Raw genomic sequence first — 10,231 nt, forward strand, 5'->3', positions numbered from 1 at the left:
CGGGGAGGCGGCAGCCGAAGGCTGACGGAGGGGGTTCGCGGCGAACGATGCGTTCGGCGCGAGCCCCGTCCACCATCCGCTGCGCGGACGGTCCCCCTCCCCGTGCCGGGGAGGATTGATTGCACGGACGCTTCACATCGCGCGCGCTGCCGCCTAAGGTCCGCGCCGCCCCGCCAGCCATATATTTGAGAATTATGACGCCTCCGCGCTTCAAACGCATTTTGCTGAAACTGTCGGGCGAGGTCCTGATGGGATCGTCCGGCCTTTCGATCGACACCGAAGTCACCGCGCGCGTCGCCGGCGAAATTGCCGACGTCAAAGCCAAGGGCTATGAAATCTGCATCGTCGTCGGCGGCGGTAACATCTTCCGCGGCATGGCCGGCGCGGCGCGCGGCATGGACCGGGCGACCGGCGACTATATGGGCATGCTCGCAACCGTCATGAACGCGCTCGCGGTGCAGAACGCGCTGGAGCAGATCGGTATCGACACCCGCGTCCAGTCGGCGATCCCGATGGCGAGCGTCTGCGAACCCTTCATCCGCCGCCGCGCCGAGCGCCACCTCGAGAAGGGCCGCGTGGTGATCTTCGCAGCCGGCGTCGGCAGCCCCTATTTCACCACCGATTCCGGTGCTGCGCTGCGCGCCGCCGAGATGAAGTGCGACGCGCTGTTCAAAGGCACCAGCGTCGACGGCGTCTACAGCGCCGATCCCAAGAAGGATCCGAGCGCGACGCGCTACGACACCATTTCGTACAGCACCGTGCTGTCCGAGGACCTGAAGGTCATGGATGCGAGCGCGATCGCGCTGTGCCGTGACAACAATATCCCGATCGTCGTCTTCAACATCCGCGAGCCCGGCAATCTTGCCGCGGTGCTGAGCGGTGAGGGCGTGTCGACGATCGTCCAGAACGAGCAGGAGAATTTCTGATGGCTGCCTATGACAAGACCGATCTCGAGCGCCGCATGGCGGGTGCCGTCGAAGCGCTGAAGGGTGACCTTGGCGGGCTGCGCACCGGCCGCGCGTCGACCGCGCTGCTCGATCCGGTGATGGTGACCGTTTATGGGTCGTCGATGCCGCTCAACCAGGTCGCGACCGTGTCTGCGCCCGAGCCGCGGATGCTGTCGGTGCAGGTCTGGGACAAGTCCAATGTCGGCCCGACCGACAAGGCGATCCGGTCCGCAGGTCTTGGCCTCAACCCGATCGTCGACGGGACGACGCTGCGCCTGCCGATTCCCGATTTGACTGAGGAGCGCCGCAAGGAACTGGCCAAGCTCGCCGGATCGTACGCCGAAAAGGCGCGCATCGCGGTGCGCAACGTCCGTCGCGACGGCATGGACAGCCTGAAGACCGACGAGAAGAAGGGCGTGTTCAGCGAGGACGAGCGCAAGCGCCACGAGACCGAGGTCCAGAAGCTGACCGACGCGACGATCGCCGACCTCGACGCGACCGCGACCGCCAAGGAAAAGGAAATCCTGGGCAAGTGACGGGCAAACAGCGCACGCTGTTTAGCGCATGCCGGGGGCATGCGCGGCCCGGCACTCCTCGGGAGGCCGGACGATGAGCACCGCGCCGGTCCTGGCAGCGGTTCCCGTCGCCGCGACCATCCCCCGCCATGTCGCGATCATCATGGACGGCAATGGCCGCTGGGCGAAGAAGCGGTTCCTGCCGCGGTTTGCCGGGCACAAGGCCGGGGTCGAGGCGGTCCGCAAAGTCACCCGCGCCGCGCGCGCGATGGGGATCGAGGCGCTGACGCTCTACGCGTTTTCGTCCGAGAACTGGCGCCGTCCGGCCGAGGAGATCAGCGACCTGATGGGTCTGTTGCGCCACTTCATCCGCAGCGATCTCGACGAGCTGGTCCGCGAGAATGTGCGGCTGCGCGTGATTGGCGACTATCTCAGCTTCGCGCCCGATGTGGTCGCGCTGGTCGACGATGCGATCGCGCGGACCGCGGCCAATACCGGCCCGATCCTGGCGATCGCGCTCAACTACGGCGCGCAGGCCGAACTCGTCATGGCGGCGCGCAAGCTGGCGGAACGCGCGGCGCGCGGTGAGCTCGATCCCGCGGCGATCGATGCCGATGCGATCGAGGCCGAGCTCGACACCCGGGACCTGCCACCGCTCGACCTGATGATCCGCACTTCGGGGGAGCAGCGGCTATCGAATTTCCTGCTGTGGCAGGCGGCCTATGCCGAATTGCTGTTCGTCGACACGCTCTGGCCCGATTTCGACGCGGCCGCGCTCGGTGATGCGGTCGCGACGTTCGGCACGCGGCAGCGCCGCTATGGTGGCCTTTGACGACTCCGGACGAAAAGCTGCGGACGCCGTCGAACCTGCAGCTTCGCGTCGTCGCCAGCATCGCGATGATCGCGATCGCCACGCTCGCGCTGGTGCTGGGCGGGGTGGTGTTCTGGGTGCTGGCCGTCGTCGTCGCGCTGTTCATGATGGCCGAATGGTCGGTGCTGAACGGCGCCGACGCGCGGACCAAGCGGCTTGCGCAATTGAGCCTGTCGGTTCCGCTCGCGCTGATGGCGCCGGCGTCGCTGCTGATCGTCGTGCATGATTTCTTCACGCTGGGGCTGCTTGCCGGCGCCGCGTTCTTCATCGTGATCGTGACGCGCAAACCGCAGCTGGCGCTGGGCATTCTCTATTGCGGGCTTCCGGTGTTCGCACTGATGATCATCCGCCGGCAGGAAGAAGGCATCGTCTTCACGCTCTGGGCGCTGTCCTTGGTCTGGGCGTGCGACATCGGCGCGTACTTCACCGGCCGCACGCTCGGCGGGCCGAAGCTGGCGCCGGTGATCAGCCCGAACAAGACCTGGTCTGGGCTTATTGGCGGAGTCGCGCTTGCGAGCCTGGTCGCCGCCGCGCTCCATCTCCAATACGGCCTGCCGCTCAGGCTCACGCTGGCGACGCCGGCGCTGGCGGTGCTGGCGCAGGCCGGCGATCTCTATGAAAGCTGGCTGAAGCGGCGCGCGGGCGTCAAGGACAGCGGCAACATCCTGCCCGGCCATGGCGGTATCCTCGACCGGCTCGATGGTCTGGTGCCGGTCGCGCCGGTCGCTGCGCTCCTCGTGCTGCTGCCGCATTTCTACCGATGAAGACGGTCACGATTCTCGGCGCGACCGGATCGGTCGGCACCTCGACGCTCGACCTGATCGAGCGCGAGCCCGATCGGTTCCGCGTCGTCGCACTGACCGCGAACTGTGACGTCGACCGGCTTGCCGCCGCGGCGATCCGCACCAACGCCGAATTTGCCGTGGTTGCGGATGAAAGCTGCCTCCCTGCGCTGAAGGCGGCGTTGGGGGGCACGGTCATAGCGGCAGGGGGCGGGGCCACAGCGATCCGTGAAGCTGCCATGTCCGGCGCCGAGTGGACGATGGGCGCTATCGTGGGCTGCGCGGGGCTGGAACCCGTAATGGCGGCGATCGAGGGCGGCCGCACCGTCGTGATCGCCAACAAGGAGCCGCTGGTCTCGGCGGGCGAGGTGATCCTCGCCGCCGCTGCGCGGACCGGCGCGACTCTGCTGCCGGCGGATTCCGAACATAACGCGATCTTTCAGTGTCTCGACGCGACCCGGCTCGAGCGTGTCCGCCGGATCATCCTGACGTGCAGCGGCGGGCCGTTCCGCGACTGGTCGCTCGAGCGGATGCGCGGCGTGACCCCCGAACAGGCGGTGGCGCACCCCAATTGGTCGATGGGCGCGAAGATCTCGGTCGATTCGGCGACCTGCATGAACAAGGGCCTCGAACTGATCGAGGCCGCGCGGCTGTTCCCGATCCCGCACGACCGGATCGAGATCGTGATCCACCCGCAGTCGGTGATCCATAGCATGGTCGATCATGTCGATGGCTCGGTGCTCGCGCAGCTCGGGCCGCCCGACATGCGCACGCCGATCGCGCATACGCTTGCCTGGCCCGACCGGATGGCGACGCCGATGGCGCCGCTCGACCTTGTCGCCATCGGCCGGCTCGACTTCGAAGCGCCGGACCCCGTGCGGTTCCCCGCGCTCCGCCTGGCGCGTGCCGCCCTCGACGCAGGCGGCGCACGGCCGGCAATTCTCAACGCCGCCAACGAGGTCGCAGTCGAGGCGTTCCTGCAGCGGCGGATCGGCTTCCTCGAAATTGCCGCAATCGTCGAGCATATCGTGGGACGCTACGACCCGGCCGCACCGGACAGCGTCGACGCCGTGCTGGCGATCGACGCCGAAGCGCGGATCCTGGCGGGCGAGCGCGTGAAGGACCTGGCTTGATCGAAACTCCCGGCATCCTGGTGACGATCCTGTCCTTCGTGCTCGTGATCGGGCCGCTCGTGTTCGTTCACGAGATGGGACATTATCTTGCCGGCCGGCTCTTCGACGTGAAGGCGGACGCCTTCTCGATCGGGTTCGGCCGCGAGATCGCGGGTTTTACCGACAAGCGCGGTACGCGCTGGAAGTTCGGCTGGCTGCCGCTCGGCGGCTACGTCAAGTTCGCGGGCGACATGAACCCGGCCAGCCAGCCGTCCGCCGACTGGCTCGCGCTGCCCGCCGCCGAGCGTCAGCAGACCTTCCAGGCCAAGACCGTCTGGCAACGCGCGATCATCGTCGCGGCCGGGCCGTTCGTGAATTTCGTCGTGGCGGTGCTGATCCTGGCCGGGTTTGCGGTGGCCTATGGCGACATCCGCATGCCCCCGGTGGTCGGCGGCGCCGCAGCGGGCAGCCCCGCCGCGCAGATCGGGCTGCAGGTCGGCGACCGGGTCACCGCGCTCGGCGGACGTCCGGTCGACACGTTCGACGACATGGTCCGCTATGTCCGTATCCATGCCGGCGAGACGATCCGGGTCGATGCGGTTCGTGGCGATCGGCGCTTCGTGCGCAACGCCGTGATCGCGACCGAGGTGCAGCGCGACCGGTTCGGCAACGTCTACCGCATCGGCCGTCTCGGCATCCTCGGCGGCAAGCCGGTGATCGTGCCCGTCAGTCTATGGCAAGCCCCGGCGGTCGCGGTGCGGCGGACCGGGCAGATCGTCTCGATGATGGTCGAAACGCTGGGTCAGGTCATCACCGGCCGTCGCTCGGTCAAGGAACTGGGCGGCCCGCTCAGCATCGCGAAGGTCTCGGGCGAGCAGATGTCGCTCGGGATCGACGCCTATGTATTCCTGGTCGCCCTGGTGTCCATCAATCTGGGGTTCATCAATCTTTTGCCAGTGCCGATGCTGGATGGCGGGCATCTCTTCTTTTATGCGATCGAGGCGGTACGGCGACGCCCGGTCGAACCGCAGGTTCAGGAATGGGCGTTTCGCGGCGGATTGGCTGCACTTCTCGCGCTCATGTTGCTCGTGACGTTCAACGACCTCGGCAATTTCGGCGTGTGGAAGAATCTCGCCGGGTTGATCGGTTGACGCCATTAGGGCAGGGCATGCGCGGTGCGAGCCGCGTTATTGGCGCATTGTTTCGGGGTATATGGTGACAGCGACTTCAGTTCCCACTTTCGGCGCACGCGCCGTCGCCGTGCTGCTCACGAGCTCGATGCTCGCAGGCCTTGCCGTTCCTGCCGAAGCACAGCGCGGTCCGCGTGGTGGCGGCCGTCCTGGCGGTCCCGGTGGTTCTAGCCAGGGGCCGGTCGGTCCGGTGCAGGCGCTGCCCGCGGCGACTCCGCAGGGGCCCGGCATCGTCGTCACCGATCCAAACGCGCTCACCATCAAAACGTTGCGGGTCGAAGGCTCGCAGCGGATCGAACCCGAGACGGTGCTCAGCTACACGCGTCTGCGCGTCGGCATTCCCTACACCGCCGAGACGCTCGATCAGGCACTGAAGGATCTGCAGGCGAGCGATCTGTTCGCGGATTACTCGATCAGCGGCGTCGCCGACGGCAACATCGTGCTGCGGATCCGCGAGAATCCGATCATCAACCGCGTGATCCTGGAGGGCAACAAGGCGCTCAAGGCCGACAAGATCACCAAGGAGATCAAGCTCGCGCCGCGCCAGATCTTCACGCGCACCGCGGTCCGCCAGGATATCGGCCGGATCATCGAGCTGTATCGCCGCCAGGGGCGTTTCGCCGCGGTGGTCGATCCCAAGATGGTCAACCTCGACCAGAACCGCGTCGATGTCGTCTTCGAGATCAGCGAAGGGCCGAAATCCAAGGTCCGCCAGATCAACATCATCGGTAACGAGGTGTTCTCGGACGACAAGATCCGCGGCCAGATGGCGACCAAGCAGGCGCGCTTCTTCCGCCTGCTGTCGTCCGCCACGACGTACGATCAGGACCGCCTGAGCTACGACCAGCAGAAGCTCCGCCAATTCTACCTGACCGAGGGCTATGCCGATTTCCGCGTGACCTCCGCGGTCGCCGAGCTGACGCCGGACAAGAAGGACTTCATCATCACGTACGTGGTGGAGGAGGGTAAGCGCTACAAATTCGGCGACGTCACCGTCGACAGCCAGATCCGCGATTTCGACAACAACAAGCTCGCCTCCAACCTGCCGTTGAAGAAGGGCGACTGGTACAACGCCAAGCTCGTCGAGGATTCGGTCGACAACCTCAGCCAGACCGCGGGTCTGTTCGGCTACGCGTTCACCGAGGTGAACCCGGAGTTCCAGAAGGACGCCGATACCCTGACGATGGGTATCAACTTCAACATCGCCGAAGCCAAGCGGACCTACGTCGAGCGCGTCGAGATCAACGGCAACACGCAGACCCAGGACAAGGTCGTCCGCCGCGAGATCCGTCTGGCCGAAGGCGACGCGTTCAACAGCTTCCAGGTCAAGCGTTCGCAGGATCGCATCAACTCACTGGGCTATTTCCAGGACAAGATGGAGATCAAGCAACTGCCCGGCTCGGCGCCCGATCGCGTCATCCTCGAGACCAACCTCGAAGAAAAGTCGACCGGCGAGCTGCAGCTGTCCGCGGGCTATTCGAGCCTGGAGCGGTTCATCATCCAGGCGAACATCACGCAGCGCAACTTCCGCGGCAAGGGCCAGGAGCTGCGCGCCGGCGTGAACTATTCGAGCTACTCGAAGTCGGTCGAACTCGGTTTCACCGAGCCCTATCTGTTCGACAAGAACATCGCACTCGGCGGCGATATCTTCCGGCGCGATTACAACTCGTTCAACTATGTCGGCAATGATCGCCAGACCAACTACTCGCAGGTCTCGACCGGGTTCCAGCTGCGCACCGGTGTGCCGCTGACCGAATTCTGGTCGCTGTCGGGCCGTTATGGTCTGTCGTACGATCAGGTCAGCCTCGATGCGCAGTTCCTGAACGCCGACGGCTCGTGCAATCTCGAGGTCGCCGGCCGCTATCTGTGCGAGGCGATCGGCAATCGCTGGACCTCGTCGATCGGCTATTCGGTCAGCCGCGACACGCTCAACAGCCGCCTGCGCCCGACCGCCGGGTCGCGCTTCTCGTTCAGCCAGGACTTTGCCGGGCTTGGCGGCGACGTGAAATATATCCGTACGCGTGTCGAAGGCTCGAAGTACGCCAACCTGGGCAGCGGCTTCATCGGCTCGATCGTCGCCGAGGGCGGCTATATCCATTCGCTCGAAGGTAGCCGCGGCGCCGGTGTCGACCGCGTCCGCATCACCGATCGCTTCTATCTCGGCGAACCGCAGTTCCGCGGCTTCGACATCCGTGGTGTCGGTCCGCGCGTGCTGCGTGCAGCGTACATCACCGCGGCCGATGGCACGCAGTCGGTGCAGACCGATCGCGATCAGATCCAGGACGACGCACTCGGCGGCCGCGCTTATTATCTGGCGCGTGCCGAAATCGAGATTCCGCTCGGCTCGGGCGCGCGTGAACTCGGCCTGCGTCCATCGATCTACGCGCAGGTCGGCAGCCTGTTCGGCATCACCAAGCCGCTGCCGACGTTCAACTACCAGCAGGCGGTCGACGCGAACGGCGTGCCGAAGGTCAATGCGGACGGTTCGCCGACGCTGCTGCCCAACCCGCTGACGGATACCGCCGGTCGGCAGATCTATGTCGTGCCGTCCACCGAAACGGCGAATGCCGGGCTCCAGACGACCTGCGCGGTGGGCTATTCCACCACGGCAGGTGGCGCCTGCACCGGGACCTCGGTCAACGCGCAGCAGTTCAACCCGAACATCTATCAGGAGCAGTTCCTCGGCAATTCCGCCAAGCCGCGACTTTCGGTCGGTATCGGCGTAAACTGGAATTCGCCCTTTGGTCCGCTCCGGATCGATCTTGCCAAGGCGTTGCTCATCCAAAAGGGTGACGATCCCAAGCTCATTACCTTCAACGTAGGGACACAGTTCTGATGACCACCTTCAAGACGCTTCTTCTCGCCGCGGCACTCGTCGCGCCTGCTACGCTCGCTGCAACCGCTGCCGATGCGCAGACCACCAGCGTGGCTGTCGTCGATCCGCAGGGCGCGATCGCCGGCTCCAAGGCATGGACCACCGCGCGTGGCCAGATCGAAACCACCTACAAGGCGCAGCTCGACCAGGCCGATGCCCGTCGTCGTGCGATCGCAAACGAGCTGCAGCCGCTGGTGACCGCGTTCCAGACCGCGCAGCGTGCGCCCAACCCGAACGCCGCATCGCTGCAGTCGCAGGCCCAGGCGATCCAGACGCGTGAGAACGCCGCCAACCAGGAACTCGCCCGTCTGACCCAGCCGGCGCAGCGCGCGCAGCAGTACGTCATCGAGCAGATCCAGGCGAAGCTCGGCGACGCGGTGACCAACGTTACCAAGGCGAAGAACATCGGCATGGTCGTGCGTCCCGACGCGGTGCTGTTCGCGCAGCCTGCCGCCGACATCACGCCGGCGATCACCACCGAGCTCGATCGTCTCGTCCCGAGCGTCAGCACCGCGGTGCCTGCCAACTGGCAGCCCAATGGCCAGGGCCAGGCGCAGGGTGCTGCACCCGCCGCTGCCGGCGCCCGTCCGGCGACTCGCCCGGCGACCCAGGGCCGGTGAGCGAAGCACCGGTGAGTGAGGTTGCGAAGACTGCGCTTGGCCCGCTCGATATCGCGCGGGTCATGGCAGCATTGCCGCATCGCTACCCGATGCTGCTGGTCGATCGTGTCGAGGAGCTGATCCTCGACACGTCGATCACCGCGATCAAGGCGGTGACGATCAACGAACAGTTCTTCCAGGGGCATTTCCCCGGACGCCCGATCATGCCCGGCGTGCTGATCGTCGAGGCGATGGCGCAGGCGGCGGGGATCCTCGCGGTCGAATCGCTCGGGCTCGCAGGCTCGGGCAAGCTAGTCTATTTCATGGCGATCGACGAAGCGAAGTTCCGCAAGCCGGTCGAACCCGGCGTGCTGCTCCGCCTCGAGGTCGAGTTCGTGCAGAAGCGCAGCAGCGTCTGCAAGTTCAAGGGCAGGGCGCTGATCGACGGGCAACTCGCCGCGCAGGCGAATTTCACCGCGATGATCGCCGACCCGCCGCAGAGCGCAGCAGGGGCCTGAACCTTGCGCGACCGGCGCGGTCCGTGTACGGGCGCGCCTTCCTTTTGGCTGGTCGGTAACCAGCCGCCTCCTGGAGAATTGCAATGAAGCCCGATACGCACCCCGACTATCACATGATCAAGATCCAGATGACCGACGGCACCACGTACGAGACGCGCTCGACCTGGGGCAAGGAAGGCGATCTGATGACGCTTGAAATCGATCCGCTCGCGCATCCGGCTTGGACCGGCGGCCGCGGCACGATGCTCGACACCGGCGGCCAGGTCGCGCGCTTCAATAAGCGCTTCGGTGGCGGTCTCACGCTCCGCAAGTAACAGGCGGTACGGCGGACGGCTCGACCGACGCCTACCGTTCGAGTCTGCAAAATGGCCGGCGCCGTGCTCTGCACGCGCCGGCTTTTTTGTGCCTGAAGGTTTTGGGCTTGTCTCGCATCGAGCCCTGTCAAAACATCCGTCATCCTGGGTTTGACCCGGGATCCAGGGTGCCACGCGCAACACAGGCGCTGGGCATAGCGCCTGCGACGGCATGAGGCGCGGGCGGGGCGAATTTACGAAAAACTGTCATGTGTGTGTCAAAAAGTGTTTGACGGGTCGGGGAGGTGGTCTTAGAGGGGTGTCACCGCAGCGGTTGACCGGATGGTTCGCTTCTGCAGTCGCAAACAATCTGATGCACCGAGCCTCTTGCAAGAGGGGATGTTGGTGTGTCGGTATTTTTGTCGGCTCTTTGACATTGTAGGTTTAGATGAAGGGACATGTGGGCGGCGGCTTGCGGTTCTCGGTGGCTTCAAGGCATCGGGTAATCGTTTAAAGCTAAGTCGTTCTC

The 10,231-nt window shown here is 65.5% G+C and carries 10 protein-coding genes; all 10 read left to right on the forward strand.

Going from position 1 to position 10,231, the window contains the following annotated elements; all coding sequences use genetic code 11:
- Window positions 1-194: 194 nt before the first annotated feature.
- The 10 genes from pyrH to rpmE all read left to right on the forward strand — a co-directional run bounded on the left by pyrH (window position 195) and on the right by rpmE (window position 9,723).
- A complete protein-coding gene (gene pyrH / locus U1701_RS14440) occupies window positions 195-926 on the forward strand; it encodes a UMP kinase (RefSeq protein ID WP_332783265.1) in 732 nt (243 codons plus the stop codon).
- Entirely contained in the window at window positions 926-1,483 is a 558-nt protein-coding gene (gene frr / locus U1701_RS14445) for a ribosome recycling factor (RefSeq protein ID WP_332783266.1), read from the forward strand. Before pyrH ends, frr begins: the two co-directional genes overlap by 1 nt.
- Window positions 1,484-1,556: 73 nt before the next feature.
- On the forward strand, window positions 1,557-2,294 hold the full coding sequence (locus U1701_RS14450) for an isoprenyl transferase (protein ID WP_332783267.1): 738 nt from the start codon (window positions 1,557-1,559) through the stop codon (window positions 2,292-2,294).
- Entirely contained in the window at window positions 2,291-3,097 is an 807-nt protein-coding gene (locus U1701_RS14455; RefSeq protein WP_332783268.1) for a phosphatidate cytidylyltransferase, read from the forward strand. Before U1701_RS14450 ends, U1701_RS14455 begins: the two co-directional genes overlap by 4 nt.
- On the forward strand, window positions 3,094-4,248 hold the full coding sequence (locus tag U1701_RS14460) for a 1-deoxy-D-xylulose-5-phosphate reductoisomerase (protein ID WP_332783269.1): 1,155 nt from the start codon (window positions 3,094-3,096) through the stop codon (window positions 4,246-4,248). Before U1701_RS14455 ends, U1701_RS14460 begins: the two co-directional genes overlap by 4 nt.
- A complete protein-coding gene (locus U1701_RS14465) occupies window positions 4,245-5,378 on the forward strand; it encodes a M50 family metallopeptidase (RefSeq protein WP_332783270.1) in 1,134 nt (377 codons plus the stop codon). The genes U1701_RS14460 and U1701_RS14465 overlap by 4 nt, the downstream gene beginning before the upstream one ends.
- A 61-nt stretch (window positions 5,379-5,439) precedes the next feature.
- The gene (bamA, locus tag U1701_RS14470; protein WP_332783271.1) at window positions 5,440-8,253 is read left to right on the forward strand and encodes an outer membrane protein assembly factor BamA; all 2,814 of its coding nucleotides are present in this window, start codon (window positions 5,440-5,442) and stop codon (window positions 8,251-8,253) included.
- The gene (locus U1701_RS14475; RefSeq protein ID WP_332783272.1) at window positions 8,253-8,912 is read left to right on the forward strand and encodes an OmpH family outer membrane protein; all 660 of its coding nucleotides are present in this window, start codon (window positions 8,253-8,255) and stop codon (window positions 8,910-8,912) included. The genes bamA and U1701_RS14475 overlap by 1 nt, the downstream gene beginning before the upstream one ends.
- Window positions 8,913-8,923: 11 nt before the next feature.
- Window positions 8,924-9,409, forward strand: a complete 486-nt coding sequence (gene fabZ / locus U1701_RS14480; RefSeq protein ID WP_332783286.1) for a 3-hydroxyacyl-ACP dehydratase FabZ — start codon at window positions 8,924-8,926, stop codon at window positions 9,407-9,409.
- 83 nt (window positions 9,410-9,492) lie between these two features.
- The gene (rpmE, locus tag U1701_RS14485) at window positions 9,493-9,723 is read left to right on the forward strand and encodes a 50S ribosomal protein L31 (protein ID WP_332783273.1); all 231 of its coding nucleotides are present in this window, start codon (window positions 9,493-9,495) and stop codon (window positions 9,721-9,723) included.
- Window positions 9,724-10,231 lie beyond the last annotated feature (508 nt).

Source organism: Sphingomonas rhamnosi, from assembly GCF_036663615.1.
Taxonomy (GTDB): Bacteria; Pseudomonadota; Alphaproteobacteria; order Sphingomonadales; family Sphingomonadaceae; genus Sphingomonas.